The 25,570-nt window shown below is 66.1% G+C and carries 22 protein-coding genes; 17 read left to right on the top strand and 5 right to left on the bottom strand.

Annotated elements, in window-relative coordinates; genetic code table 11:
- The first annotated feature begins 5 nt into the window (after window positions 1-5).
- Window positions 6-917 carry an AraC family transcriptional regulator gene (locus AC1DYM_RS18890; RefSeq protein ID WP_477340937.1) on the top strand — a complete coding sequence of 304 codons (912 nt, stop codon included), beginning with the start codon at window positions 6-8 and terminating at the stop codon, window positions 915-917.
- 54 nt (window positions 918-971) lie between these two features.
- On the opposite strand, the gene AC1DYM_RS18885 is transcribed toward AC1DYM_RS18890, so the two are convergent.
- Window positions 972-6,614, bottom strand: coding sequence for an autotransporter-associated beta strand repeat-containing protein (locus tag AC1DYM_RS18885; RefSeq protein WP_477340935.1), 5,643 nt, complete (start codon window positions 6,612-6,614; stop codon window positions 972-974).
- Window positions 6,615-7,015: 401 nt separating this feature from the next.
- Here AC1DYM_RS18885 and gmk point away from each other — a divergent pair, with 401 nt between their 5' ends.
- From gmk to AC1DYM_RS18855, 6 genes are read left to right on the top strand one after another with little or no spacing between them, the layout of a single operon-like run.
- Window positions 7,016-7,633: a guanylate kinase gene (gene gmk / locus AC1DYM_RS18880; protein WP_046968055.1), complete on the top strand. Its 618-nt coding sequence runs from the start codon at window positions 7,016-7,018 to the stop codon at window positions 7,631-7,633.
- The gene (locus AC1DYM_RS18875; RefSeq protein WP_046968054.1) at window positions 7,630-8,442 is read left to right on the top strand and encodes an ABC transporter ATP-binding protein; all 813 of its coding nucleotides are present in this window, start codon (window positions 7,630-7,632) and stop codon (window positions 8,440-8,442) included. The genes gmk and AC1DYM_RS18875 overlap by 4 nt, the downstream gene beginning before the upstream one ends.
- Window positions 8,439-9,209 (top strand): lipid asymmetry maintenance ABC transporter permease subunit MlaE, encoded by a 771-nt coding sequence (mlaE, locus tag AC1DYM_RS18870; RefSeq protein WP_159890099.1) that lies wholly within the window; start codon window positions 8,439-8,441, stop codon window positions 9,207-9,209. Before AC1DYM_RS18875 ends, mlaE begins: the two co-directional genes overlap by 4 nt.
- 58 nt (window positions 9,210-9,267) lie before the next feature.
- The gene (gene mlaD / locus AC1DYM_RS18865; protein ID WP_477340932.1) at window positions 9,268-10,143 is read left to right on the top strand and encodes an outer membrane lipid asymmetry maintenance protein MlaD; all 876 of its coding nucleotides are present in this window, start codon (window positions 9,268-9,270) and stop codon (window positions 10,141-10,143) included.
- 23 nt (window positions 10,144-10,166) lie between these two features.
- Window positions 10,167-10,856 carry an MlaC/ttg2D family ABC transporter substrate-binding protein gene (locus tag AC1DYM_RS18860; RefSeq protein WP_046968051.1) on the top strand — a complete coding sequence of 230 codons (690 nt, stop codon included), beginning with the start codon at window positions 10,167-10,169 and terminating at the stop codon, window positions 10,854-10,856.
- Window positions 10,853-11,149 (top strand): STAS domain-containing protein, encoded by a 297-nt coding sequence (locus AC1DYM_RS18855; RefSeq protein ID WP_477340930.1) that lies wholly within the window; start codon window positions 10,853-10,855, stop codon window positions 11,147-11,149. The genes AC1DYM_RS18860 and AC1DYM_RS18855 overlap by 4 nt, the downstream gene beginning before the upstream one ends.
- A gap of 141 nt (window positions 11,150-11,290) precedes the next feature.
- Here the strand turns inward: AC1DYM_RS18855 and AC1DYM_RS18850 are convergent, their stop codons facing one another.
- Window positions 11,291-12,118, bottom strand: a complete 828-nt coding sequence (locus tag AC1DYM_RS18850) for an MlaA family lipoprotein (protein ID WP_477340928.1) — start codon at window positions 12,116-12,118, stop codon at window positions 11,291-11,293.
- A 176-nt stretch (window positions 12,119-12,294) separates the two neighbouring features.
- On the opposite strand from AC1DYM_RS18850, the gene rpoZ reads away from it, so the two are divergent.
- From rpoZ to recG, 4 genes are all read left to right on the top strand, one after another.
- Window positions 12,295-12,585 (top strand): DNA-directed RNA polymerase subunit omega, encoded by a 291-nt coding sequence (gene rpoZ, locus AC1DYM_RS18845; RefSeq protein WP_046968048.1) that lies wholly within the window; start codon window positions 12,295-12,297, stop codon window positions 12,583-12,585.
- Window positions 12,586-12,696: 111 nt separating this feature from the next.
- Window positions 12,697-14,880 carry a RelA/SpoT family protein gene (locus tag AC1DYM_RS18840; RefSeq protein WP_477340926.1) on the top strand — a complete coding sequence of 728 codons (2,184 nt, stop codon included), beginning with the start codon at window positions 12,697-12,699 and terminating at the stop codon, window positions 14,878-14,880.
- A 147-nt stretch (window positions 14,881-15,027) separates the two neighbouring features.
- On the top strand, window positions 15,028-15,411 hold the full coding sequence (locus AC1DYM_RS18835; protein WP_046968046.1) for a RidA family protein: 384 nt from the start codon (window positions 15,028-15,030) through the stop codon (window positions 15,409-15,411).
- Window positions 15,412-15,426: 15 nt separating this feature from the next.
- Window positions 15,427-17,541: an ATP-dependent DNA helicase RecG gene (recG, locus tag AC1DYM_RS18830; RefSeq protein WP_477340924.1), complete on the top strand. Its 2,115-nt coding sequence runs from the start codon at window positions 15,427-15,429 to the stop codon at window positions 17,539-17,541.
- 144 nt (window positions 17,542-17,685) lie between these two features.
- Here recG and AC1DYM_RS18825 read toward each other — a convergent pair whose 3' ends face one another.
- On the bottom strand, window positions 17,686-18,660 hold the full coding sequence (locus tag AC1DYM_RS18825) for a mitochondrial fission ELM1 family protein (RefSeq protein ID WP_477340954.1): 975 nt from the start codon (window positions 18,658-18,660) through the stop codon (window positions 17,686-17,688).
- Between the two features lie 115 nt (window positions 18,661-18,775).
- Between AC1DYM_RS18825 and AC1DYM_RS18820 the strand changes: the two genes are divergently transcribed.
- From AC1DYM_RS18820 to AC1DYM_RS18795, 6 genes are all read left to right on the top strand, one after another.
- On the top strand, window positions 18,776-19,369 hold the full coding sequence (locus tag AC1DYM_RS18820) for a malonic semialdehyde reductase (protein ID WP_046968043.1): 594 nt from the start codon (window positions 18,776-18,778) through the stop codon (window positions 19,367-19,369).
- A gap of 69 nt (window positions 19,370-19,438) precedes the next feature.
- Window positions 19,439-20,032, top strand: a complete 594-nt coding sequence (locus AC1DYM_RS18815) for a YceI family protein (protein ID WP_159890117.1) — start codon at window positions 19,439-19,441, stop codon at window positions 20,030-20,032.
- Window positions 20,033-20,155: 123 nt separating this feature from the next.
- Window positions 20,156-20,362, top strand: a complete 207-nt coding sequence (locus AC1DYM_RS18810; protein ID WP_046979305.1) for a zinc-finger domain-containing protein — start codon at window positions 20,156-20,158, stop codon at window positions 20,360-20,362.
- A gap of 88 nt (window positions 20,363-20,450) precedes the next feature.
- Window positions 20,451-21,563 (top strand): glycosyltransferase, encoded by a 1,113-nt coding sequence (locus AC1DYM_RS18805; RefSeq protein WP_477340921.1) that lies wholly within the window; start codon window positions 20,451-20,453, stop codon window positions 21,561-21,563.
- Window positions 21,560-22,837, top strand: coding sequence for an O-antigen ligase family protein (locus AC1DYM_RS18800; protein WP_477340919.1), 1,278 nt, complete (start codon window positions 21,560-21,562; stop codon window positions 22,835-22,837). Before AC1DYM_RS18805 ends, AC1DYM_RS18800 begins: the two co-directional genes overlap by 4 nt.
- Window positions 22,827-23,621: a glycosyltransferase family 2 protein gene (locus AC1DYM_RS18795; protein WP_477340917.1), complete on the top strand. Its 795-nt coding sequence runs from the start codon at window positions 22,827-22,829 to the stop codon at window positions 23,619-23,621. Before AC1DYM_RS18800 ends, AC1DYM_RS18795 begins: the two co-directional genes overlap by 11 nt.
- On the opposite strand, the gene AC1DYM_RS18790 is transcribed toward AC1DYM_RS18795, so the two are convergent.
- Both AC1DYM_RS18790 and lpxL read right to left on the bottom strand, forming a co-directional pair.
- Entirely contained in the window at window positions 23,568-24,479 is a 912-nt protein-coding gene (locus AC1DYM_RS18790) for a VirK/YbjX family protein (protein ID WP_477340915.1), read from the bottom strand. The two genes, AC1DYM_RS18795 and AC1DYM_RS18790, sit on opposite strands and share 54 nt — an antisense overlap.
- A 122-nt stretch (window positions 24,480-24,601) precedes the next feature.
- Window positions 24,602-25,528, bottom strand: a complete 927-nt coding sequence (gene lpxL, locus AC1DYM_RS18785; RefSeq protein ID WP_477340913.1) for an LpxL/LpxP family Kdo(2)-lipid IV(A) lauroyl/palmitoleoyl acyltransferase — start codon at window positions 25,526-25,528, stop codon at window positions 24,602-24,604.
- Window positions 25,529-25,570: the final 42 nt, after the last annotated feature.

The following is a 25,570-nucleotide window of genomic DNA, read 5'->3' as shown; positions in this document are numbered from 1 at the left end:
CGGGGATGGCTGATGATCCGATTTCCGAAGTGTTGAGGCTGGCCGATGTCGAATCGGTCGTTTCCGGCGGTTTCAGCGCAGGCGGCGACTGGGCGATTCGCTTCCCGGCGCCGGACAAGCTGAAGTTCTTCGCCGTTCTGCGCGGTGGCTGCTGGCTGCGGACAGACGGTGGCAGCACCGTGCGGATGGAGACGGGCGACGTGGTCCTGCTGATTGCCGAGCGCGGTTTCGTGCTGGCCAGCGATCTCGCGTTACCGACGATCGACGCACGCGAGGTGTTCGCCGGACGCACGACGCCGATCGTGACGGTAGGCGAGGGCGACGACGTGCTCCAGATCGGCGGCCACGTACGCCTGCATCCGACCTATGCGCCGATGCTCCACGAGGCCCTGCCGTCGATGATCCACGTTCGCGCATCGGCGCCCGAGGCGGCGACGATGCGTTGGATCCTCGACCGGATGCTCGAAGAAAGTCGTGGCGACTTGCCCGGCTCGGGCATGGCCAGGACCCAGCTCGCCCATCTGTTGTTCGTGCAGATCCTGCGTGCGCACCTGTCGGCGGGCGGCCCCTTGCAGGCAGGGTGGTTGCGTGCGGCCGCCGATCCTCGCCTGGGCGTGGCGTTGCGGATGATGCACGGTGAACCTGGCAAGGCCTGGCGCCTCGACCAGCTGGCCAGTGCGGCGGCGATGTCGCGGACCATCTTCGCCTCGCAGTTCAAGGCCGCGGCCGGCGTGGCCCCGCTGGCCTACCTGGCGCGATGGCGCATGCGCCTTGCCGAGCGCGCGCTGCGCCAGGGCGAAGTGCCGGTAGCCGTGCTGGCGAGGGATCTCGGCTACGCGTCCGAGAGCGCGTTCAGCCATGCCTTCAAGCGGATCGTCGGCGTTTCGCCGAGTCGGTACGCCACCGCGGTTCCCTGAAACAGAAAAAGCCCGCCGAAGCGGGCTTTTTCCTTGCTAACCGGATGCGTTGCCTCAGAAGGCGACGCGCACACCGGCGGTCACACCGTAAGCCGTCCGACCCGAACCCTGTTCGGCGGTGAGGCCGCCGTAAAGGTACGTGTTGTGGGCAAGACGCATGGTGCCGTTCGCGTTGAACTGCACGAAACCGCGACCGGCGTCCGGTGCCTTGGTCGCGAACTGTTCGCCGGCGAGCTGAGCGCGCACCGTCGGATCGAGCAGCTTGCCGGAATCCACACCACCGGCCACACCGACACGCCAGGTCAGCTCGGACGCGAGCGGATCGTTCGCCTTCGAGCCGGCGGTCACGCCCACCAGGGCACGGGTGCCGGTCACGGACAGCTTGTCCAGCGACAGTGCCGCCGGCGACGTGCCCGTCTCGTTCACCGCATCACGTTCCACCTTCTGCCAGATCACACCGGCATACGGCTCGACGCGCAGGCCACCGGCATCCAGCGGAAGGCGCGCCGTGAGGCTGGCCATCGTGTCATGACCCTCCGTACGCGTTTCGAGCGAGCCGTTGCCGAACGGATCCATGCGACGGCTCGACCAGTCGTCCGAACCGTAGGACACGACACCGTCGACGATGACGGCACCGGCCTTCTGCTGGGCGTAGATCAGGCCGGCATTGCCGCGGATGGTGCCCTGGCCGCCGGTGGCGATGATGTTGCTCTCGCCATGCGACGCGCCCACGCCGATCACCGTGGCGTCGTTTGCGAACACGTCGACACCCGCCGTGACGTGGCTGGTGCTGGCGTTGTAGCCGGAGCCCTGGTTATCGGCGACGAAGCGCTGGCCGTCCTGCGTTACGTTCGCCCAGACCTTGTTGGCCGGGTTGGTCGTGTCGGTGCCCAGGTGGTCGAAGGCGTCGCGGTTGAGCGCCAGACCCATGCCGCGTGCCGCGGCGGCCTGGTCGGCGTGCACTTCGCCGGCCATCGCCTTGACGGTGTCCGCGATGCGACCGGTATCGAGCGCACCGATGGCATTGACGACAGCGGTATAGGCCGCGCCGTTGCCGGCGATCTGCGCATCCACCGCGCGGTCCAGCGCACCGGCCAGCGCCAGCGTATTGCGCGTGGCACCCGTGCCGAGGAACTCGCTATAGGCCTTCGGCACGACGCGCAGGTCGATGCTGTTGCTGTTGGCGAGATTGTAGAAGGCCAGGAAGCGCGTGTTGGCAGGCAGGCCGACGCTCGGCTGGTCGAGGCTGCTGAAGCGTCCGACGATGCCGCCTTCGGCGGTGACGATACGGTAGGTATCGCCCAGCGTCGGCGTGAACGTATTGCTCGCGTCACCGGTGATGCCGCGAAGCAGCGGTGCCAGCGTGCCATTGGCGATGAACTGATGACCCGCGCCGATCACGAGCAAGCGGGAGTAGTTGCCTGCGCCCGTGCCGGTCCCCTTGCCATCGATGTCGGCTTCGAAGGTGCTGCCCGCATTCATCGTCACCGTACCGTTGACGGTGAGCGTGCCCGGCGAATTACCCGGTGCCAGGCGGCCTGTCACGTTGACCGGACCGTTGATGACACCGACGCCACGCAGCGTGCCGATCGCGTCGACATTGACGAAGCTGCTGTTGAGCGTGCCGTTCGCGCGAAGGATACCGTTCTGCACGCAGGTACCCTGGTCGAGCGACGCTTTGCCGGTGAGGCTCAGTGCACCGGCGCCGCTCTTGATGAAGCAGCCCGAGGCACCACTGGTGTTGATGTCGCCCGACAGCACGGTGGTGGTGCCGGCAGAGACATTCACGCCCGAGTTGCCGCTGACCAGCACCGTCTGGCCCGTGCCGAGGGTCGCATAGGTCTGCAGCGTGCCGCCTTGCAGGATGATGTCGCCGGTACCCAGTGACGAACCGCTGTCGATGCGGATGGTGCCGCCGTTGACCAGCGTGCCACCGGTGAAGCTGTTGTTGCCGCTGACGATCAGCGTACCGCCGCCGAGCTTGGTCAGCGTGCCGTTGCCGGAGATGCTGCCCGTCTGGCTGAGCGTGGCGCCGGCGTCCGTGGTAATCGAGCCGCCGCCGTTGTCGACGACGATGTTGCGCGCGGTCGTGATGCTCGAGGTCACCGTCAGGTTGCCGCCGTTGAGCGTGACGGCATTGGCGGCATCACCCAGGTTGGCATCGCTGGCGATGCTCAGCGTGCCGCCGTTGATCACGGTGCCGCCGGTGTAGGTATTGTTGCCCGAGAGCACCAGCGTGCCTTCGTTCACGGTCGTGCCACCGGTGTGCGATGCGACGCCGGTGATCGAGAGCGTGCCTGCGCCGTCCTTGACCAGGCCACCGTTGCCGACGATTGCTCCGGCGGCGGTAAACGAGGTGCCGGCGTCGTTGACGACCGTGGCATTGCCGGCGAGGTTGAGCGTGCGCTGGGTGACGATATTGCCGGTGGTGTGCAGCGAGCCGCCGTTGAAGGTCAGGGCGGACGTCGACGCGCCGAGATTGGTGTCGGACGCGATCTGCAGCGTGCCGGCGTCGATCGTGGTCGCACCCGTGTACGTATTGTTGCCGCTGAGGATCAGCGTGCCGTCGCCGTTCTTCGTTACACCACCGTTGCCGGAAACCGTACCCGACGTCGCGAAGCTCGCACCGGCATCCGTCGCGATAACCGCATCGGCATTCAGCGTGAGGGCACGCGTGCCGCTTACGTCGCCGGTGGCGTGGAGCGTGCCGCCGTTGAAGACCAGGGCCCCGGACGTATTGCCGAGATTGGCGTCGCTGGCGACCTGCAGCGTGCCGCCGTTGAGCGTCGTGCCGCCGGTGTAGCCGTTGTTGCCCGTCAGCACCAGGGTGCCGTCGTTGATCGTGGTGCCGCCAGTGTGCGAGGCCACGCCGTCGATTTCGAGCGTGCCGCTGCCGTTCTTGACCAGGCCGCCGTTGCCGGCGACGTTGCCGGTCGTGGCAAAGGTGGTGCCCTGGTCGATGGCGAAGTCGCCGCCGCTCAACGTGACGTTGCGCGCCGAAGCGACATCGCCTGTCGTGTGCAGCGTGCCACCGGCGAGGGTGATGGCGCCAGAAGCGGCACCGAGTGCCGCATCGTTGCCGATCTGCACCGTGCCGCCATGGACCAGCGTGCCACCGGTATACGTGTTGTTGCCACCGAGGACGAGCGTGCCGTTACCCGACGCCACGAGACCGCCGTTGCCCTGCACCGTGCCGTCGACGGCGAACGTCTTGCCAGCGTCGACGACGAGATCGGCGCTGGAGCCGGCGGTGGTGTCGAAGGTACGCGTCGTGCTGGTATCGCCGGTCACCTGCAGCTGGCCGCCCTGGAAGGCGACATGGTTGCTGGCGTCGCCGAGGTTGGCATCGCTGGCGATCTGGAGCGTGCCGCCGTTGAGGGTGTTGCCGCCGTGGTAGCTGTTGTTGCCCGACAGCGCCAGCGTGCCATCGTTGACCGTTGTGCCACCTGTCTGGCTGAGCACGCCGGAGATCGCGAGGGTGCCCTCGCCATTCTTCACCAGGCCGCCCGTGCCGTTGACCGCACCGGACGTGGTGAACGTCGTGTCCGCATCGACATCGAAGCCGCCAGCGCCGCTGGTGGTGACGGCGCGTGTGCTGGTGATGTCGTCGGTGCTGTGCAGGCTGCCACCGAGCAAGGTGATGGCACCGCCCGCCGCGCCGAGATTCGCATCGGAGGAAATCTGCACGACACCATCATGGATCGCGGTGCCACCGGTGTAGATATTCGTACCGTCGAGCACGAGGGTTCCGGCGCCCTGCGTGTTCAACGTGCCGCTGCCGGACACGACGCCCGTCGATGTGAGCGTATTGCCCGTGCTGGCACCTAGGCTGCTGCCGGCGCTGCCGACAGTCACGTCGCGCGCCGTCGTGAAGCTTCCGGTCGCGATCAGCGCGCCGCCGTCGAGATCGACCTGGTTCGCGGAGGCGCCGAGGTTGTTGTCGCGCGAGACCTGGATGGTCGCGCCGGTGTTGATGGTCGTGTCACCGGTATAGGTATTGGTGCCGCCCAGGGCGAGCGTGCCACCGTTCGCCGTCACGCCGCCGGCCTGCGAGGCGACGCCGTTGACGACCAGGGTGCCGTTGCCGCTCTTGATCAGTCCACCGGTACCGCTGACGCTTCCGGTCGAGGTCAGCTGCTGACCGGCGTCCACCGCGATGGCGCCACCGGCCACGTGGATGTCGCGTGCCGTGCTACCGGTGCCGGTCGCTTCGAGCGTGCCGCCGTTGAGGGTCAGGCTGCCTGTCGCATTGCCGAGGTTGGCATCGCTGGAGAAAGCGAGCGTGCCGGCGTTGACGGTCGTGCCACCGCTGTAGGTGTTGCTGCCCGTCAGGACCTGCGTGCTGCTGCCGTTCTTGATCAGGCCGCCGGTGCCGGAGAGCACACCGTCGTACGTGGTCGAGGCGCCGTTGCCGCTGAGGGTCAGCGTCGTGCCTTCGAGGTCGACATTGCCCGCGCCAGCGAGGCCCGCCACGGTCTGCGTGGCGTTGTTCATCGTCACGGCGGAGCCGGTGTCGACGTTCAGCACGCCCGTGCCGAGCTTCCCGTTGCTCGCGACGATCAGATCGCCCCCGGCAACATGGGTATCACCGGTATAGGTGTTCGCACCAGACAAGGTGAGCGTGCCGGAGCCGGTCTTGGTCAGCGAGCCGGTACCCGAGATGACATTGGCGACATTGCTGTTGTACGTCTGCAGGTCGAGCGTGCCGCCGCCCGCGCCGAGCGTCACGTTGCGACCGCTGTTGAGATCGAAGCCGGCGCCCCACTGCAGCGCGCCACCGTTGAACTTGAGATCGTTGCTGGTATCGCCCAGTGCAGCGTCCGAAAGGACGTTGATGGCGCCGCCGTTGAGGTCGATTTCACCGACCGACGTGTTGTCGCCACGCAGGTTGAGCGTGCCTTCGCCCTGCTTGATGAGAGCCCCGCGGCCATCCATCTCGCCAGTGAGCGTGAGGTTATGGCCGTTGGTGTCGAACGTGCCGTTGTTGTTGGTGATGCTGACCATCTGGCTCATCGTGCCGTCGGCGGTGTTCTTCACCATGCCGCCGTCCATGATCAACGGATCGATCGCATAGGTCTGGTCGACGACCTGGCCGGCTACCACATGCGGCGCCGTGCTGAGGTCGGCATTGATGATCGTGATCGTGCTGGACAGGATCACGTTGTCGATCGGCTGCCAGACCTGGGTCGGATTGGCGATGGGGACGTAGGTGAAGGTGTAGGTGCCGTGGACCAGGTTATCGAACGTCACGCCCTGCCAGTTCGCGATGACGCGATTCGGCGTGCCGATGAGCTTGGTGCCGTCCGAGTAGAAGTTCGTGTCGCCGTCGACCAGGCCCGTGGGCTTGGTGCCGGTCAGGATGTCGAACGAAACGGTCTGGTCGAAGCCGGCCGTCGAGGTGAGGTGCAGCGAGCCTTCCGTGTACGTCGTTTCGTCGGCGAGGTGGTAGGTGCCGTAATAGAACGACAGCGAGTTGTTGCCCGAATTCGTGTAGCCGATGGACGTCGTATGCGCGAAGGCGCCGGTGGTCCCGGCCAGGGCGAGCATCACGCCGGCCGCCAGGCGGCCCTTGGTGGTCGCGATCATGGAGGCGCCGCCGATGGAGCGTGCGCCCTTGGCGCGCGAACGGCAGAGTTCAGAGGCGACCACGAACTGGTTGAGTGCGCGATTCCAGACGATCCGAAAAACTCTATTCAAAACGGCGATTTCCTGAATTTTGGGTGCGACAGGCCGTCGCGGCTCCCCTTGAGCCACGTTGGATTTAGACGGTTGGATGCCAATAAGGCGGGTCCCCCTGTACGAGGGAGCGATAGAGCAAATGCTGTGCCAACCCGCGTGAGACGCGAATTCGGATAAATGTGAAGAAATTATGACGGCGCATACCAGAAATGCGAACCGGTGCACAGATTTCATCTGTGACGACGTGTAGCGACACATCGCGACATGACCTGTCACATAGCGTCACCTGGCGAACCGAGGGCATGGCCGCCTAGCGTGCCCGAAGCCCCAGCGAAAGCCGGGGGAGGGCAGAATTTCGCTACAATCTCTWTTTGCCCGGTTCCCGGAGAGGCCATGCACTCCCTACGAGACACCCACGAATGATCGACGGCACGCTGTTCGTGGTCGCCGCGCCTTCGGGAGCCGGAAAATCCACGCTGGTCAATGCCTTGCTCGAACGTGAGCCGGACATCTCGCTGTCCATTTCGCATACGACGCGACCACCGCGCGTGGGCGAGCAGTACGGACGCCACTACTTTTTCGTGGAGCGTGTCGATTTCGAGGCCGAGATCGCCGACGGCATCTTCCTCGAGCATGCCGAGGTCCACGGCAACCTCTATGGCACCTCGCGTACCGTGGTCGAGAGCAAGCTCTGCGAGGGTGCCGACGTGCTCCTCGAGATCGACTGGCAGGGCGCGCGCCAGGTGCGCAAGGGCAAGCCCGACTGCGTGAGCGTCTTCATCCTTCCCCCCTCGCGCGTGGAGCTGGAGCGCCGCCTGCGTGGCCGCGGCTCGGACGCGCCCGAGGTGATCGAGCGCCGCCTGTTCAATTCGCGCGAGGAAATCGCCCACGCGCACGAGTTCGACTACATCATCGTCAACGACCGCTTCGAGGACGCCCTGGCGGACCTCCAGGCGATCGTTCGCGCCGTCCGCCAGCGCACGCCTGCGTCGGCTCGCCGCCACGAGGCGCTGATCGAGGAGCTTCTCGCACCATGACCGACGACGCCATCGTCCGCGTACGCGGACTGACCACGGTCCTCAACGGCAAGACCATCTTCGACAAGCTCGATCTGGATATCCCTCGCGGCAAGGTCACCGCGATCATGGGCCCCAGCGGCACCGGCAAGACCACCTTGCTCAAGCACATTACCGGGCAGATGCGCGGGGATGCGGGCACGATCGAGGTGGACGGCGAGAACGTGCCGTCGCTCAGCCGCGAGAAGCTGTTCGGGCTGCGCGAGCGGATCGGCTACCTGTTCCAGAACTCGGCCCTGCTCACCGACTTCGACGTGTTCGAGAACGTGGCCTTCCCGCTGCGCCAGCACACCGAGCTGCCGGAAGAGCTGATCCGTAACATCGTGCTCAACAAGCTCGAGGCGGTCGGCCTGCGTGGCGCCGCGCGGCTGTCGCCGACCGAACTGTCCGGCGGCATGGCCCGGCGCGTGGCCCTGGCTCGCGCGATCGTCTTCGATCCCGCACTGATCCTCTACGACGAGCCCTTCGTCGGCCTGGATCCGATCTCGCTCAACCAGGTGCTGCTGCTCATCCGCACGCTCAACCACACCCTCGGCATCACCTCGGTGCTCGTGGCGCACGAGCTGGCCGCGGTGCAGAAAGTGGCCGATCACGTGTACCTCATCGCCAACGGCAAGGTCGTGGCGCAGGGTGCGCCGGCCACGCTGGCCAGCGATGGCTCGCCGTGGACCGCCCAGTTCTTCGGTGGCCAGATCGACGGCCCGGTTCCGTTCCAGTATCCCGCCGGCGATTACGCCACGGCGCTCGGTTTTCCAGGAGGCAAGGCATGACGACGGCACGCAATGACAATGTCGTCGTCCGCAGCCTCAGCCAGATCGGTGCCTGCGGCATCTTCCTGCTGACGATCCTCGCGGCGATCCCGCGCAGCTTCCGCCACGGTCGCGAGACGATCCGGCAGATCTGGTTCGTCGGTGCGATGAGCCTGACCATCGTGATGACCTGCGGGCTGTTCGTCGGCATGGTGCTCGGGCTGCAGCTGTACGACGTGCTCTCGATCTTCGGTGGCACCTCGGCCACCGGCACGGTGGTCGCGATCGCGATCTACCGCGAGCTGGGCCCCGTGGTGACGGCGCTGCTGTTCGCTGGTCGTGCCGGCACTTCGGTTACCGCCGAGATCGGCCTGATGCGCGCGACCGACCAGCTCGACGCCATGGAGATGATGGCGGTCGATCCGATCGCGTACGTCATCGCGCCCCGCTTCCTCGCCGGCGTGATCGCGCTGCCCCTGCTCGCCGTGGTGTTCTGCGCCATGGGTGTCTTCGGCGGGCACCTGGTCGGGGTGACCTGGCTGGGCATCGACAACGGCACCTTCTGGTCGAACATGACCGCCACCGTGGATGTCCATAAGGACATCATCGACGGCGTGCTGCTCAAATCCATCGCCTTCGGCATCGTGGTCTCCCTGATCGCGGTGTTCCAGGGCTACACCACGCCGCCCACCAGCGAAGGCGTCGCCTATGCGACGACCCGCACGGTGGTCGCTTCGTCCATCGCCATCCTGGCGCTGGACTTCGTCCTCACCTCGTTCCTGATCTGAGGCACCGGAGACCCGCCATGACTGTCCCTTCCTTCTTTACCCGTTCGAGGATCGCGCCGTGACCCAGAGACGTTCCTATGCCTTCGGCACCGGCCTGTTCATCGTGCTGGGCTTTGCCGCCCTCGCTTACCTGGCCACCCAGACCACCTCGGTCGCCAACGCCAGCCAGGGCTCCAGCTACACGGTGGAAACCCACTTCGCCAACATCGGCCAGCTGAAGAACCGCGCCCCGGTGAAGATCGCCGGCGTACGTGTCGGTTCGGTGCAGGCGATCGAGCTCGTTCCCGGCAAGGAAGAAGCCAAGGTCACCCTGTCGATCGACGACCGGCACAAGGACATCCCCCAGGATTCCGTGGCCACGATCTTCACCAGCGGCCTGCTCGGCGACCAGTACGTCGGCATCCAGTTCGGCCAGTCCAAGACCCCGGTGAAGGAGGGTGGTGAGATCGGCCTGACCCGTCCGGCCCAGCAGCTGGAGGAGATGATCGGCAAGTTCTTCGGTGGCGGCAGCGCCCCGGATCGCCTGGGCGGTACCTTCCATGTCACCGGTAACTTCACCAACGTCGGCGCCCTGCAGCCGGGCGCGGCGGTGAAGATGGCCGGTGTGCCGATCGGCAGCGTCGATTCGGTGACGATCAAGCCGGGCAGCAGCGAAGCCACCGTGACCCTTGCGATCGACAAGCGCTACTCCCAGATACCGGATGATTCGGCCGGTGCGGTGTTCACAAGCGGTTTGATCGGCAGCCAGTATGTTGCGATCCAGCCGGGCGGCTCGCCGACCTTCCTCGCCGAAGGTGACCAGCTGATCCTTACGCAGTCCGCACTCCAGCTTGAAGACCTGATCGGCAAGTTCCTCGTGAACGGTTCGCCGAGCGACAACAAATCCGGTGGCGCCCAGGGCGGCACCACACCCGACAACGCCGGCAAGAAATAAGGCCGGAACCYAGGAGACATCGCATGCTGCGTCAGCTTTCCCTTGCCATCGCCCTCGCCGTCGGTGGCGTCATCGCCGCTCCCGCGTTCGCCCAGGCGCCCGCGCCGGCGGCCGTCGCCCAGGGTGCAACCCCCCAGCAGATCGTGCAGACGATTTCGGACGACCTGGCCAAGGCCATCGAAGGCCACCAGGCCGAGCTCAAGAACGATCACGAAAAGCTGATCGCGGTGATCGACGACACGTTCCTGCCGCACTTCGACATCGACTACGCGTCGATCCTGGTGCTCGGCCAGAACGCCAGCAAGGCCTCGCCGGAGCAGCGTCAGCGCTTCGCCAAGGCGTTCTACAACTCGATCACGCACCGTTATGCCGAAGGCCTGCTCAACTACACCCGCGGCCGCGTGAAGGTCCTGCCGTTCACCGACGACCTCAACAACAAGCGCACCGTGGTGCGTACGCAGGTCATGCTGGACGACGGCAAGTCGGTCTCGGTCGACTACGCGTTCCGCAAGAGCTCCAGCGGCGACTGGAAGGCGTATGACGTGATCATCGAGGGCATCTCGTACATCACCAACTACCGCAACCAGGTCGACGCCGAGATCAAGAAGGAAGGCCTCGACAAGCTGACCGCCGACCTCGAATCGAAGGGCGGCGCAGCCATCGACGATATCCAGAAGGATACCGGCGGCGCCAAGGGCGGCGCGCAGAAGTGACCTCGTCGTCGTTCTCGCTGACGACCACGACGCCGGGCAGCCTTGGGCTGTCCGGCGCCCTGACGTTCGCCACGGCGGCACAGGCTCTCGAAAGCGCACGGGCCGAGCTCGACCGCAACGGCCAAACCACGCTCGACCTGAGCGGTGTGACCCACGCGGATAGCGCCGGTCTCGCCACGCTGTTGGCGTTGCTGGCCCACGCGCGTACCCAGGGCAAGACGCTCACCGTCACGCACACGCCCGAAGGCCTGCAAGCCCTGGCTCGCGTCTCCGGCGTAGAAAACCTGCTGTAACCCCACTCTTCGCACTCGGTAGGAGCCGATTCATCGGCGATCCCGCGGCAGCGGGCCGGGTTATCGCTAGCACCCAATCGCCGATGAATCGGCTCCTACGAAAGCCCGAGTAAAGAAAAAGGCCCTTGCGGGCCTTTTTCTTTACTCGGGCTTTTCGCCGTTCTGGCGTTCCCACGTGTGCTGCTCGTCGAGCAGCTTGTCGGGATCGAAGCCCTGGTTGTCGTTCAGGCCCTGCATCTGCTCGATGACCCCGGCCGGCGGGTTACCGTCGTAGATCTGGTACAGGCGCTGTTGGCGGTAGGCGTCACGCATGAACACGTACGGGTCGTAGGCCGAGGCGAGGAAGCTCTCCGCATCGATACCGCGCGAGCGCAGGGTCACGAGGTAGAGGGCCGACGGGATGTACTCCTGGCCATACTTGTAGCTGTGGTTGCGCGAGTAATAGCTGAGCGGGTCGAAGAAATAGCTGTCGACCGGCAGGCGCCAGACGTCGCGGACCGTGGTCGGGCCGACCAGCGGCAAGACCAGGTAGTCGCCCTCGGGAACGCCCCAGCGAGCCAGGGTCACGCCGAAATCGTTGTCTTCCAGCGGGATGCCGAGGAGGCTGGCCGGATCCTTGAAGCCGAGGAAACCGATCGTCAGGTTGACGACGAAGCGGCTGGTCGACTGCAGGGCCTGCTTCGGGCGGGCCTGGAGCAGGTCGTTGGCCACCGTGATCGGCAGCCGGATATTGGTATAGAAGTCGCTCACCGCCGTACGCACGGCCGGCGTGGTCACCTTCCGATAGCCGACAGCGACGGGGCGGATGACCGCCTTGTCCAGCTTGTCGTTGAAAGCGTACATGTTCCGGTTGAAGTGCTCGTTCGGGTCGTCCGTGCGCGGCGGTGCGATATGGCACGCGGCAAGCAGGGCGGTGGCGAACGCGGCCAGCGCAGGTCTGGCTATCCGGGAAATCAGGTTGGGGTGCATCGGGGCGACTTTGCGGGTGGGGCGATACTTTAGTGTACCGCTTGGTTTTATTATTTGCACTAATACCCGTCCGTCCTGGCCAGAACCGCGCATGATACCCCTCCCCTGATTGCCAGCCAACCGGCCGGACCGCTAAACTGCACGACCAGAAGTGTCTTAATTGTCAAGGATTTGAAATGGCCCGTATTACCGTCGAAGACTGCCTTGAGGTAGTCGACAACCGCTTTGAGCTCGTGCTCATGGCGACCAAGCGTGCCCGTCAGCTCTCCAAGGGCGCCGAGCCGACCATCGATCCCGCCAACGACAAGCCGACCGTGCTGGCCCTGCGCGAAATCGCCGACCGTCGCGTCAACGACGAGATGATCGACGAAATCGACCGTGCCGCCCGCGAGCGTGCCGAGCGTGAAGCCCTCGAGTGGGCCGCCACGGAAGTGGACGACGACCTCTCGAAGGGTGGGGATGACTGATGACGTCGGGTCGCTGTCGGCCCTGTCATAAACGGAACACTGCGCATGTTGACGCGCGGCTGCTGAGGCCGCGCGCGGGAGGCTGCGCCGGCTAAGGCGCCAGACCCTCCCATGGAAGTCATCCCTGCGAAAAAACTGACCGACGTGGTCGATGATGGCCCGGTGCCTCCGTATGTGCAGGCGCTGGAAGAGCGCGTGGGCGCCTATATGCCCCGGGAACAGGTGCTGCGCATTCGCCGCGCCTTCTTGATCGGTGCCGCCGCCCACGACGGACAGACCCGCAAATCGGGCGAGCCCTACATCACGCATCCCGTGGCCGTGGCGCAGGTATTGGCCGAGCTCGGCCTGGATGCCGAAACGATCATCGCGGCGATCCTGCACGACACCCTCGAAGACACCAAGCTGGCGCGTGACGAACTCGCTGGTGAATTCGGCGAGACCGTCGCCGAGCTGGTCGACGGCGTCACCAAGCTCGACAAGATGCGTTTTTCCAGCCGCCAGGAAGCGGATGCCGAGAGCTTCCGGAAGATGCTGCTGGCGATGGCGCGCGACCTGCGCGTCATCCTGATCAAGCTGTCCGATCGCCTGCACAACATGCGCACGCTCGGCGCGAAAGACGGCGAGTCGCGTCGCCGCATCGCCCGAGAAACGCTCGAGATCTACGCGCCGATCGCCCAGCGCCTGGGCATGAACAAGTTCAAGGCCGAGCTCCAGGACCTCGGCTTCAAGGCGTTGTATCCGGATCGCCACCGCATCATCGGCGAGCGTATCCGTGCCGCGCTGGGCAATCGCCGCGAAGCGATGGCGAAGATCGAGATGGCCCTGGAAGGGCGCCTCGCCGCGGAAAAGATTCCCGGCCGCGCGGTCAGCCGGATCAAGTCGGCCTGGAGCATCTATTCGAAGATGCGCGGCGAGCACAAGTCGTTCGCCCAGCTGATGGATGTCTACGGCTTCCGCGTCATCACCGATTCGGCCATGCACTGCTACATGGCGCTCGGTGCCGTGCACGGCCTGTACAAGCCGGTGGATGCCCGCTTCAAGGATTTCATCGCCATTCCCAAGGGCAATGGCTACCAGTCGCTGCACACCGTGCTGCTCGGTCCCTTCGGCGCGCCGATCGAGATCCAGATCCGTACGTCGGAAATGGAATCCGTGGCCGAGCGGGGTGTCGCGGCGCACTGGGCATACAAGTCGGACTCCGGTCCCGCGAACAGCGCGCAGGCGCGCGCCCGCGAATGGCTTTCCGCGCTGGCGGACAGCCAGGCCAACACGCCTTCGGCGGCCGAGTTCCTCGAGAACGTCAAGATCGACCTGTTCCCGGACGAGGTCTACCTGTTCACGCCGCGCGGCGAGATTTTCTCGCTGCCGCGCAACGCCACGGCACTGGATTTTGCGTATGCCGTGCATACCGATGTGGGCGACCATGCCGTCGCGGCACGCGTCGACAAGAAGCTGGTACCGCTGCGTACGCGCCTGATCTCCGGCCAGCAGGTGGAGATCATCACCGCGCCGTCCGCCGTGCCGAACCCAGCCTGGCTGGAGGCCGTCGTCACCGGTAAGGCGCGCACGGCGATTCGCCAGTACCTCAAGCATCTGCAGCACGAGGACGCGGTCGACTTCGGTCACCGCATGCTCGATCGCGCCCTCGACGCGCGCGGCCTGAGCCTCGACTCCGTGCCGGCCGCCGCGCTCGATCGTTTCCTCGACGACGCCAAGCTCAAGCGCCTCGAGGAACTGCTCTCCGAGATCGCCCTCGGCAATCGCTTCGCCGACCAGGTCGCCACGCAACTCGTCGCCCTGCTCGGGCCGCGCGAGGGGACCCATCCGCAGGCGCCGCCGGAGCACAACGCCGAGAAGATCCGCATCAGTGGTGCGGAGCGTGGCGTGCTCAGCTTCGGCAACTGCTGTCACCCGCTGCCGGGCGACGAAATCGTCGGCTTCCTGTCATCGGGCAAGGGCATCGTGGTCCATCGTGTCGAATGCCCGAACGTGGTCGAGTTCCGCAAGACACCCGAGCGCATTGTCGCCATCGAGTGGGACCGCGACGTGCAGGGCGACTACCGCGCCGAACTCCGTATCGAAGTACTCAACCGTCCGGGCGTGCTCGCCACGGTGGCGGCGGCCATCGCCGACGCCGGCTCGAACATCGAGAACGTCGAGTACATCGAGCGCGACAGCACGGCAGCCACGCTGCTCTTCGCCATCGAGGTGAAGGATCGCAAGCACCTGGCCGACGTCATGCGTCGTGTCCGCCGTACCGGTGTGGTCAGCGGCGTCTACCGTCACCCGTTGTAATCCGGCGGGCGCCGGTGACGGTAGGAGCCGATTCATCGGCGATCCCGCGGCAGCGGGCCAGAGTGACGCAAGCACCCATCGCCGCTGAAGCGGCTCCCACACAGAGCATGCGATAGACTCTGGGAATCATTTCCCCGAGGAAAGTCCATGACCCGCAGCACCATCGCCACCGAAAAGGCACCGTCGGCCATCGGCCCGTATTCCCAGGCCGTTCGCGCGGGTAACACGGTGTATTTTTCGGGCCAGATCCCGCTCGATCCCGCCACCGGCAATCTCGTCGAGGGCGACATCACCCTGCAGACGCGTCGCGTGTTCGACAACCTCGTCGCCGTGGCCGAAGCCGCGGGCGGCAAGTTGGCGGACATCGTCCGCGTGGGTATCTACGTAACGGACCTGGGCAACTTTGCCGCCGTGAATGCGGTGATGGCCGAGTACTTCCAGCAGCCGTACCCGGCACGCTCGACCATCGAAGTCTCGGGCCTGCCCAAGGGCGCCCAGGTCGAAGTCGACGCGATCCTCGTCCTGCCGTAATCCACGGCACGCTCCGTGGCCCGAAGCGCAGCGACCACGCCGGTAGCACCGCCGGCGGATCCTGGACGCGCACCGCTGACGACACTCGGCGGTGTCGGGCCTGCGCTTGCCGACACGCTGGGCAAGCTCGGCCTCCGCGAGGTGCAGGACCTCTGGTTCCACCTGCCGCTGCGCTACGAAGACCGGACCACGGTCGTACCTATCGGTGACCTCCGCCCGGGCGACCGCGCGCAGGTGGAAGGGATCGTCGAGCACGTCGAGCGCGGTTTCCGCTTTCGTCCCCAGTTGAAAGTGATCATCGGCGACGATTCCGGCCGGCCCTTGCTGCTGCGCTTCTTCCACTTCCGCAAAGCGCAGGTGGACCTGCTGGCCAAGGGCACCCGGCTGCTTTGCTTCGGTGAAGTGCGGCAAGGTCCCCAGGGGCTGGAGATCGTCCACCCGCAATACCAGCGCATCGAACCGGATGAAGCCGTCCTGGTCGATGAGCGCCTGACGCCGGTCTATCCGACCACCGAGGGTCTTGGTCCGCGCCGGTTGGCCAGTGTGATCTCGCGCGCCCTCGCGCACCTTCCCGTGGACGATCGTCTTGAACTGATTCCGGACGAGATCGGCCGGCCCATGGGCCTGACCTCGCTACGCAACGCCTTGCTTCATGTGCATCGTCCGCCGCCCGACGTCGACCTTCGGCAACTGGGCGAAGGCACGCACCCGGCACAGCAGCGTCTCGCATTCGAAGAACTGCTCACCCAGCACCTCACCTTGCGGCGCATGCGTGCCGCGGTGAAGAAGCGCAAGTCACCCGCGCTGAAGAGCGCCGGTACCTTGCGCGATCGGCTGCTCGCGGCACTCCCGTTTGCGCTCACGAAAGCGCAGGCTCGTGTCTCCAAGGAAGTCGCCCGCGATCTCGCACGCGCGCACCCGATGTTGCGTCTGGTCCAGGGCGACGTAGGTAGCGGCAAGACCGTGGTTGCCGCGCTCGCCGCGCTGGCTGCGATCGAGAGCGGCTATCAGGTCGCCCTGATGGCGCCGACCGAACTGCTCGCCGAACAGCACCTGCGCAACTTCCGCGCCTGGCTCGAGCCGCTCGGCCTGGAAGTGGAGTGGCTCGCCGGCAAGGTCCAGGGCAAGGCGCGCAAGAGTGCGCTCGCTCGTGCGGCCGGCGGTGCGCACGTGCTGGTAGGAACGCATGCGCTCATGCAGGAAGGCGTCAGCTTCGCGAAGCTGGGCCTGGTCATCGTCGACGAGCAGCATCGCTTCGGCGTGCACCAGCGCCTGGCGCTGCGCGACAAGGGCGCGGAGGGCGATCTCATTCCGCACCAACTGGTGCTCACCGCGACGCCGATTCCGCGCACGCTGGCGATGAGTGCGTACGCGGATCTCGATGTGTCGTCGATCGACGAGCTGCCGCCCGGCCGCACGCCCGTGCAGACCGTCGCCATCTCCAACGAGCGCCGCTACGACGTCATGGAGCGCATCCATGCGGCCTGCACCGAAGGGCGCCAAGTGTATTGGGTCTGTACCTTGATCGAAGAGTCCGAGCAGCTCAACGCCCAGGCGGCGGAAGTGGCGCATGCCGAGCTGACGATCGCCTTGCCCGACCTCGCCGTCGGCCTGATCCACGGCCGTATGAAGCCGAAGGAAAAGCAGGCGGTGATGGACGCGTTCAAGGCCGGCGAGATCGCCGTGCTCGTCGCGACCACCGTGATCGAGGTGGGCGTGGACGTGCCCAATGCCAGTCTGATGGTGATCGAGAACAGCGAGCGCCTCGGCCTGGCGCAGTTGCATCAGTTGCGCGGTCGCGTGGGGCGCGGTGCCATCGCGTCCAACTGTGTACTGCTCTATCAGACGCCCCTCTCGCGTCTGGCCCGCGAGCGCCTGCAGGTGATGCGCGAAACCAACGACGGCTTCCGCATCGCCGAGAAGGACCTGGAACTGCGGGGCCCGGGCGAAGTGCTCGGCACGCGCCAGACCGGTCAGCTCCAATTCCGCATCGCCGATCTCACGCGGGACGGGCATCTGATGCCGGAAGTGCAGCGGGTGGCCGAGGCGATGATGAAAGACCATCCCGCACGTTGCGAGCGGCTCATCGCGCGTTGGGTCGGCGACGCCGCCCGCTACGTCGATGCATAAAGAGCCGATTCATCGCAATAGACACGTGTAGGAGCCGATTCATCGGCGAATGGCAAATAACTCCGCTGCGCAGCAGCGCTCCTCCCAGGTTGCTGGCCCCGGTCCCCACCCGGACGGAAGAAGAGCTCGCCGATGAATCGGCTCCTACAGGAGCGTAGGCTCGTCCAGGCCCAGGTGCCTTCGCACTTCGCGGGCAATCGCCGCGGTTTCGCGCAGCGGTGTCTGTGTGGCTGCGGTGGTCGCATCGATGTCGTGCAACAACCCCGCCGAGCGTAGCTCCTGATGGAAACGTGCCAGCTTCTCCGGCAGCGGCTTCGACACGAACGTATGCACGGGTCGCCCCGTCGCGCAGGCCTCGGACAGCATGTTTACCGAGTCCGGCGTGACCACGAGCCGGTCGGCCCAGCCGAGAATGCCGGGGTAGGGGTTGGCGCCGTCCGCGCTGTCGGTCCAGACGACACCTGGCAGGCCCGCGAACGCGTCGCGAATGCGAGTCCGCTGCGCCTCCGGTGTCCGCCGCGAGGCGGCTACCAGGACAGAGCCACCCTCCCCCCGATGCCGAGCCTTGACGGCCGCGAGGAAGGCGCTCGCCGCATCGTCGTCGAACGGCGTGCCGCGACGGGCGCCGCCGATCAGCACGCCAAGCCGAGGCGACGGCAGGTCCGCGAACGGTGCGAAGGCGTCGCGCCCGTCGGCGAGCCAGGCGTCGTCGATGGGATGCAGCGAGCCCAGCGGATTGAGTACATTCTCACCGCGGAGGGCATCATGCTTCGGCGCGATCACCAGGTCCCAGTGCGCCGGATTGATCCGTGGATCGAGCAACTGCACCGCCAGCGTCCTGCCGCCGGACCATTGGCGGATCTGTCGCGTCGCCCAGGCGGCGCTGCGGCCGCAGCCAATGACCAGGCTTGGCCAGGGTGGGCTCAGGTTTTCGTCGTCGCGGCCCAGGGCCATGCGCGAACCCGGCAACTGGCGGGGTGCGAACCACGACCAGGGCGCGCGCAGCTCGACCACGATTTCGCGAATGGACGGCGTGAGGGCCTCGGCAAGGGCCAGCGCCTGCCTCCGATTGCCGGCCCCCCCATCTGTCACGACCCAGCAGGCATCCTGGGGCAGCATTGTTGTCGAATTTGCCACAGTACGTTCCCTGGCCGACCGGTCACGGACCGGCTGATGACGCTTACACTGTCGGGATGCCGGGGCCCCGGCGATCCATCACTGTACAAGGATATCCATGAGCGCTCCGTTGTCCGATGCTTCGCTTGACCAGCTCTTCCTGACCGCCCGCACCTATAACGCGTGGCAGCCGAAGGACGTCAGCGACGAGCAGATCCGCCGCTTGTACGAGCTCGCCAAGTTCGGCCCCACCGCGGCCAACTCCTCGCCCATGCGCATCGTCTTCGTGAAGTCGCCGGATGCCAAGCAGCGCCTCAAGCCGTATCTCTCCGAGAGCAACGCCGAGAAGACGATGCAGGCGCCGGTCACCGCCATCGTCGCCACCGATTACGCTTTCTACGAAAAGCTGCCGCAGCTGTTCCCGCACGCCGATGCGCGTAGCTGGTTCGTCGGCAACGAAGCGCTGGTCCAGGCGTCGGGTACGCGCAACGGCTCGCTGCAGGGCGCCTACCTGATCATGGCGGCCCGCGCGCTCGGCCTCGACTGTGGCCCGATGTCCGGCTTCGACCAGGCCGGCGTGGACGCCGAGTTTTTCGCCGGCACCCAGATCAAGTCCAACTTCCTGATCAACATCGGTTACGGCGAYCCGGACACCAATCTTTTCGGTCGACTGCCGCGTCTTTCCTTCGACGAAGCGGCACAAATAGCCTGACCCATTCCCGCGGTGACCAACCGGTCCCGCTGCCATCAGCAGTACCCAACCCACTGCAGGAGATTCACCATGCGCGCACTCCGTTACGTCGCCCTCGCGGGCCTGCTCGCCACCGCCGGCACCGCTGCCGCCGCTCCGGTCACGTACAAGCTGGACCCGGGCCACACCATGGTCCTTTTCAGCTGGAACCACTTCGGTTTCTCCAACCCGACCGCGAACCTCGGCCAGGTCGATGGCACCCTCGTCTACGACGAAGCCGCCCCGACCAAGTCCACCGTCGAAGCGACCCTGCCGCTCGCCGGCCTCGACACCTTCGTGCCGAAGCTCGATGAGCACCTGAAGTCGGCCGATTTCCTCGACGCCGCCAAGTTCCCGACCGTCACCTTCAAGAGCACCAAGGTCACCTCGGCCGGTAAGGACAAGCTCAAGGTCGTCGGCGATCTGACCGTGCACGGCGTCACCAAGCCGGTCACCCTCGACGTCACCGTCAACAAGGTCGGCCCGCACCCGATGATGAAGGTCCAGACCGCCGGCTTCGACGCCACGGCCACGATCAAGCGTTCGGACTTCGGCGTCGGCGCTTACGTGCCGAACGTCTCCGACGAGATCAAGATCCGCATCACGACCGAAGCGCACGACGCCGCGGCTGCCGACAAGAAGTAAGCAGCTTCAAGGTTTCACGCCTTCGAACCCGCGCCGGTAACGGCGCGGGTTTTTTTATCCCACATGCCCTCTTTTGCTACCATCGCAGACCCCAGTTCCACGGCCTTGTCCGGAGTTTCCCCCATGCATGCCAATCCCGCGGCCGCCAAGCTGATCCCGGCCAACGCCGAGAACCGTTACGAAGTCACCAAGGCGGACCTCCCGCTGTCCTGCCCGATGCCCGGCATGTACCTGTGGAACTCGCATCCGAAGGTCTACCTGCCCATCGTCGACGATGGTGGCACCTCCAAATGCCCCTATTGCGGCGCCAATTACGTGTTGAAAGACTGAACGGCCCCGCGCGGGCATGTTTCCTGCATTGCCCGTGACACTCCTTCCTCTCGGACCGCCCATGGCCACCGTCTTCCCAGATCGGACGATGACCGTCGTACAGCTCATCCCCACCCTCCACTCCGGTGGGGCCGAGCGTTCGACCCTGGAAATCGCCAGGGCGCTGGTCGCTGCCGGGCATCGCTCGGTCGTGGTCTCGGCGGGCGGCCGTCTCGTCGCGCAGCTCGAGGCCGAGGGTAGTGAGCACATCACCCTGCCGATCGGCCACAAGTCGCTCGGCACGCTGTTCACGGTGGGCAAGCTTCGCCGCATCCTGCGCGAGGTGAAGCCCGACATCGTCCATGCCCGTTCGCGACTGCCGGCGTGGATCGGCTGGTGGGCCATGCGCGGCGTGAAACCCCGTCCGCACTTCGTCACCACGGTGCATGGGCTGAATTCGCCGGGGCGTTACAGCGCCATCCTGCTCCGTGGCGAGCGGGTGATCGTGGTGTCGCAGACCCTGCGCGACTATGTGCTCCGCCATTACCCCGACGATATCGATACGGCGCGGATCGCCGTCATTCCGCGCGGGATCGACACGGAGGCTTTCCCGTATGGCTACCGGCCCGACGAGACCTGGCAGCGCGGCTTCTTTGAGGAATATCCGCAACTGGCCGGTGCGCCGCTACTGACCCTGCCTGGGCGCGGTACGCGCCTGAAAGGTCATGCGGACGCCATCGAGCTGCTTGCCGACCTGAACCACCGCGCCATTGACGCGCGCTTGCTCCTGCTCGGTGCGGACGAACCCGGGCGCGAGGCCTACGTGGCCGAGTTGCGCGAGCTCATCCATGCCCGCGGCCTGGACGACAAGGTGGTGATCTCGCCGGCGCGTGACGATGTTCGCGACGTATTCGCCATGTCGGCGCTCGTCCTTCAGTTGTCCGTTCGGCCCGAGTCGTTCGGCCGGACGGTGGTCGAGGCGTTGGCGCTGTGTCGGCCGGTCATCGGCTACGCCCATGGCGGCGTTGGCGAGCTATTGGCCGAGCTCTACCCGGCTGGGCGCGTCCCGCTGGGCGACCGCGAGAAACTGGTCGAGCGGGCGGCCGAGCTGCTCCGCTTCGCCCCGCCCATTCCGCCGCCGCGCAGCTATCGCCTGATCGACATGCAGGAAGCCACGCTGGCGCTCTACGCCGATGTGCTCCAGGGCGTGCCTGCCGCGTGAGCGGGACCTTCGCTCGGTCGCTGAAAGCCGGCCTTGCATCGCCGTTGCTGCCGATCTGGCTCGTGCCTGCCTTGCTGCCCTTCGGCCGCAGTGCCGAGCTGGGTGTGTTCCTCTGCCTGGTCGGCAGCATCCTGCTACTGGTTCGCGAGCCGCAGGTCATTCGCCATCACCCGGGTGCCAAGCTTTTCCTGTGGTTGTTTGCCGCCTATGCAGGGGCGGCGCTGGTCTCGGCGATCGGTGCCGTCGCGCCGGGCAAGACCTGGCTCACGGTCGCAGGCATCCTGCGCTTCGCGCCGCTGGGCGTGTACACCTGCTTCGCGATGCGCCGGCCGGGCAAGGTGCGGGCCCTGTATCTCGCCACGGCGGTCGTGGTCGCGATCTGGGTCGCCGATGCCTGGATCCAGGCCATCACGGGCTACGGCCTGGCTGGCGCGTCGAATGCCGAGCGCCTCTCGGGCCTCTTCGGTGCCGACAACCTGAAACTCGGCCCGGCGCTTTCCGCGCTTGCGCCCTTCCTGCTCTGGGGTGCCCGCGAGCGCTGGGGGCGTCGCGGCCTGGCGATCGCCTTTCTGCTGGCGCTCGGTCCCGTGCTGCTTTCCGGGTCGCGTGCCTCGTGGCTTTGCTACGGGCTCGTCGCCCTGGGTTTTCTCTGGAACGAGGCGAAGACGCCACGACGGTTTGCCGTGGCGTGCGTCGCCGCGGGCGCATCGCTCGCCCTGGTCGCGCTGCTCGCGTGGCAGGTGTCGCCGCGTTTCCGTGATCGCATCGCCCACACCTTGCCGGCCCTGTCGGGTACGAGCGAAGGCGTCGACGCCGCGCTGACCGGGCGCCTGGATATCTGGACCACCTCGCTGCGCATGTTTGCCGCGCATCCGGTGAACGGCGTGGGTGTACGCGGATTCCGCTACGCCTATCCAGCCGTGGCAAACCCGGGCGATCACTTCCTGACGATGGAGAAGTGCGCGGAAGGCGAGGGCGCCTGTCACGCGCACCAGGTCGTGCTCGAGGTGGCGACCGAGACCGGCATCATCGGCGTGCTCGCCTGGCTGGCGGCGGTGATCCTGGCGGTACGCACGTGGTGGCGCGCGGGGACCGTCGCGCGATATCGCGCATTTCCCGCCACGCTCGCCCTGGTCGCGATCCTCTTTCCGCTGAACACGCATATGGCCTTCTATTCGGCTTGGTGGGGTTTGCTGGCCGCCTGGCTCGTGTCGGTCTGGTGTGCCGCGTTGTTCGCCGACCTGCCGGACCTGGAGCCGCGCGATGGCGCGTGAGCCACTCTCCGTCGTCGTTACCACGTTCAATAACGCCGACACGATCGAGGCCTGCCTGGCCTCCGTGCACTTCGCCGATGACATCCTGGTCCTGGACTCCGGTTCCACGGATACGACACGCGATATCGCCGCGCGAGCGGGTGCGCGCATCGCCGTGCAGCCGTTCGCCGGGTACAGCGCACAGAAGCAGGCGGCGATCGATCTCGCGGTCCATCGCTGGGTGCTCCTGCTCGACTCGGATGAAGCCCTTCCGGCAGCGGCGGTGGATCGCATCTGCCGCGCCCTGGAATCACCCGATGTCGCGGGCTTTGAACTGCTTCGTCGCGAATGGGTGTTCTGGCGCTGGCAGTCCGATCACGCCAGGCTGAATCACTACGTCCGCCTGTTCGATCGCACCCGTGCGCGTATGAGCGGTCACGAAGTGCATGAGAGCATCGTCGTCGACGGGCCCGTGCGTCGTCTCGACGCGGTGATCGACCACTACGGTGAGCGCGACATTGAAGGTCGCGTGGACAAGGCCAATCGTTATTCGTCGTTGCAGGTGCATGACCGCCGCACGCGCACGCCGCGACACTTGCGTGCACGCATGGTGGTCTACCCAACCGTGGCCTTCCTGCGTTACTACCTGTGGCGCGGTCACTGGCGTGGTGGCTGGGCGGGCTTCGTCGCCGCCCGCGTGCACGCGTTCTACGCCTTCCTCAAATACGCCAAGCTCTACGAGCTTCGTGTCTCACGCCGCCTGGGCCTCGGCGCTTCGCTCCGCGACAAAGGCCGAGACGAGTAAGGCACAGGCCTCCCGACGCAGCGTCTCGCGACGACGGAACTCGCTGCGTCGCTTGCTCTCCACCGTGGAGGCGCAGCGTTCGGGCTCGCGCACCGGCATCGCATAGAAACCCTGTGCATCGGCCACGCCGTCGTTCTCCAGCCAGAACGCGTCGTAGTCGGCCTTGATCTTTTTCCTGCTCGCGAACGGATGCGCCTCGTTGCCGATGCCGAGAATGCGTTCCGCACCCAGGGATTCGGCCAGCGAGCGGATCATCGAAAGCAGAAGGTTCTTCGGGCGCAGTCCATGCGACTGCCGGGTGAGTTCGCGAATTGCGTCGCGCCCGGCGTTGTTCGCCGCACCTTGCAGGCAACCGATGATCACGGTGCGGCCGTCGTCGACGAAGGAGATCGTCGCGTAGGAGATCTGCAAGCCGTGATCGTCCGTGAGCGAGATGCTCAGCTCGCCTTCGCGGCCCCGCAGGGCAGGGGCCTTCAGCAGCAGGGACAAGCCGCTTCCATCGCGCAAGATCACACGACCCACCGGCACTTCGCGCTGCCAGTACAGACTGTCGAACAGCTCGGACGGAAAACGGCGGACGGCGAAGGCATAGTGTGCGTGCGTGGCACCCAGGCGTTGCATCATCGACCAGTGGCGGTTCATGTAACGGTGCTGGTAGCGCTCCGTCAGCGTGCGATCGATCATCGCCAGGCCAGCCATGGCCGGCGACTCGAGGAAGGCCAGCCACGCCGCATGCGCGCGCCAGTGCAGCACGGAGCGCGCGATATACGTCGTCGCGGCGTTGAAGCCGCGCCAGCGCGAGCTATGCCATTCGGCCCGACCGCGCAGGGATCGCGCGAAGCGGAAGAGCGACTGCATGGGGAAGGTCCGTCTAGGGGGGAAGACGAGTCGTTTTTACGCTCGTACTTTTTCGCGTGGCTTTCGTCGACGCTGACGGGCAGTAGCTGCCTGGGTCCGTACTTACCTGCGCTGGGCGGGGATCAGTAGATCTTCGCTTCGCCCGGCGGCCGCGTCTTGAAACGCTTGTGCACCCACAGGTATTGCTCGGGTGCTTCCCTCGCCATGCTTTCGATCTGCTCGTTCACCCGTGCGGTATCGCGCTCCGCGTCGTCGCTCGGAAAATCCGCAAGCGGCGCGCCGAGACGCATGACGTAACCGGCGTCGTCCGGCAGGCGGCGGTGATAGAACGGGATGACCAGGGCGCCGGAAAGACGCGCCAGGTGATGGGTCGCGGTGATCGTCGCGGCCTTGACGCCGAAGAACGGCACGAACACGTTGTCCTTGCTGCGCATGTCCTGGTCGGGTGCGTACCAGAGCGTGCCGCCTTGTTTCAGGTAACGCACCGTGCCGCGGATATCGTCCTTGTCGAACATCGCGTCGGCGTAGTGCAGCCGCGAGCGCAGCACCGCGAACTCGAACACGTCCGAGTCCATGCGCCGGTACATGCCTGCGATGCGGATGCGCGAGGAGACCAGGCGTGCACTCAGTTCCAGATGCGAGAAGTGTCCACCGACCAGCAGCACGCCACGGCCGGCGGCACGCGCGGCTTCGAGGTGCTCGAGGCCGTCGACGGTCACCGGCACCTTCGCGATGGCGCGGTCCGAGCCCATCCAGCCCAGCGCGAACTCGGCCAGCATCATGCCGACATCGCACAGATTGGCTCGCAGCAAGGCCTTCTGCGCCGTCCCCCCCAGCTCGGGGAAACACAGCGCGATATTGGTTGCCGCGATGCGCCGACGTTCCCGATTGAGATGCAGGGCCAGCCGGCCCGCCTGGCGCCCCAGCCGCATCAGTGTCCGGAAGGGCAGGTGGGCGATCAGCCAGATGAAGCCCACGCCGATCCACGCGGCCCAGTGACGGGGCGCAAGCAGGCGTAGGGTCAGGGAGGGGCGAGGCATTCCGGGCATGTCACGCCATTGTAGCGAATGGGGGCGGCTATACTGCCCGGT

The organism is Luteibacter sp. P1_D3 (genome assembly GCF_056406135.1).
This window is presented reverse-complemented; position numbering and strand designations above follow the sequence as displayed.

Bases quoted from the DNA above. Each gene is read 5' to 3' on its own strand.
- AC1DYM_RS18890 (WP_477340937.1), top strand. From the start codon at position 6: ATGGCTGATGATCCGATTTCCGAAGTGTTGAGGCTGGCCGATGTCGAA.
- gmk (WP_046968055.1), top strand. From the start codon at position 7,016: ATGATCGACGGCACGCTGTTCGTGGTCGCCGCGCCTTCGGGAGCCGGA.
- AC1DYM_RS18875 (WP_046968054.1), top strand. From the start codon at position 7,630: ATGACCGACGACGCCATCGTCCGCGTACGCGGACTGACCACGGTCCTC.
- mlaE (WP_159890099.1), top strand. From the start codon at position 8,439: ATGACGACGGCACGCAATGACAATGTCGTCGTCCGCAGCCTCAGCCAG.
- AC1DYM_RS18860 (WP_046968051.1), top strand. From the start codon at position 10,167: ATGCTGCGTCAGCTTTCCCTTGCCATCGCCCTCGCCGTCGGTGGCGTC.
- AC1DYM_RS18850 (WP_477340928.1), bottom strand. From the start codon at position 12,118: ATGCACCCCAACCTGATTTCCCGGATAGCCAGACCTGCGCTGGCCGCG.
- rpoZ (WP_046968048.1), top strand. From the start codon at position 12,295: ATGGCCCGTATTACCGTCGAAGACTGCCTTGAGGTAGTCGACAACCGC.
- AC1DYM_RS18840 (WP_477340926.1), top strand. From the start codon at position 12,697: ATGGAAGTCATCCCTGCGAAAAAACTGACCGACGTGGTCGATGATGGC.
- AC1DYM_RS18835 (WP_046968046.1), top strand. From the start codon at position 15,028: ATGACCCGCAGCACCATCGCCACCGAAAAGGCACCGTCGGCCATCGGC.
- AC1DYM_RS18825 (WP_477340954.1), bottom strand. From the start codon at position 18,660: ATGCTGCCCCAGGATGCCTGCTGGGTCGTGACAGATGGGGGGGCCGGC.
- AC1DYM_RS18815 (WP_159890117.1), top strand. From the start codon at position 19,439: ATGCGCGCACTCCGTTACGTCGCCCTCGCGGGCCTGCTCGCCACCGCC.
- AC1DYM_RS18810 (WP_046979305.1), top strand. From the start codon at position 20,156: ATGCATGCCAATCCCGCGGCCGCCAAGCTGATCCCGGCCAACGCCGAG.
- AC1DYM_RS18805 (WP_477340921.1), top strand. From the start codon at position 20,451: ATGACCGTCGTACAGCTCATCCCCACCCTCCACTCCGGTGGGGCCGAG.
- AC1DYM_RS18795 (WP_477340917.1), top strand. From the start codon at position 22,827: ATGGCGCGTGAGCCACTCTCCGTCGTCGTTACCACGTTCAATAACGCC.
- AC1DYM_RS18790 (WP_477340915.1), bottom strand. From the start codon at position 24,479: ATGCAGTCGCTCTTCCGCTTCGCGCGATCCCTGCGCGGTCGGGCCGAA.
- lpxL (WP_477340913.1), bottom strand. From the start codon at position 25,528: ATGCCCGGAATGCCTCGCCCCTCCCTGACCCTACGCCTGCTTGCGCCC.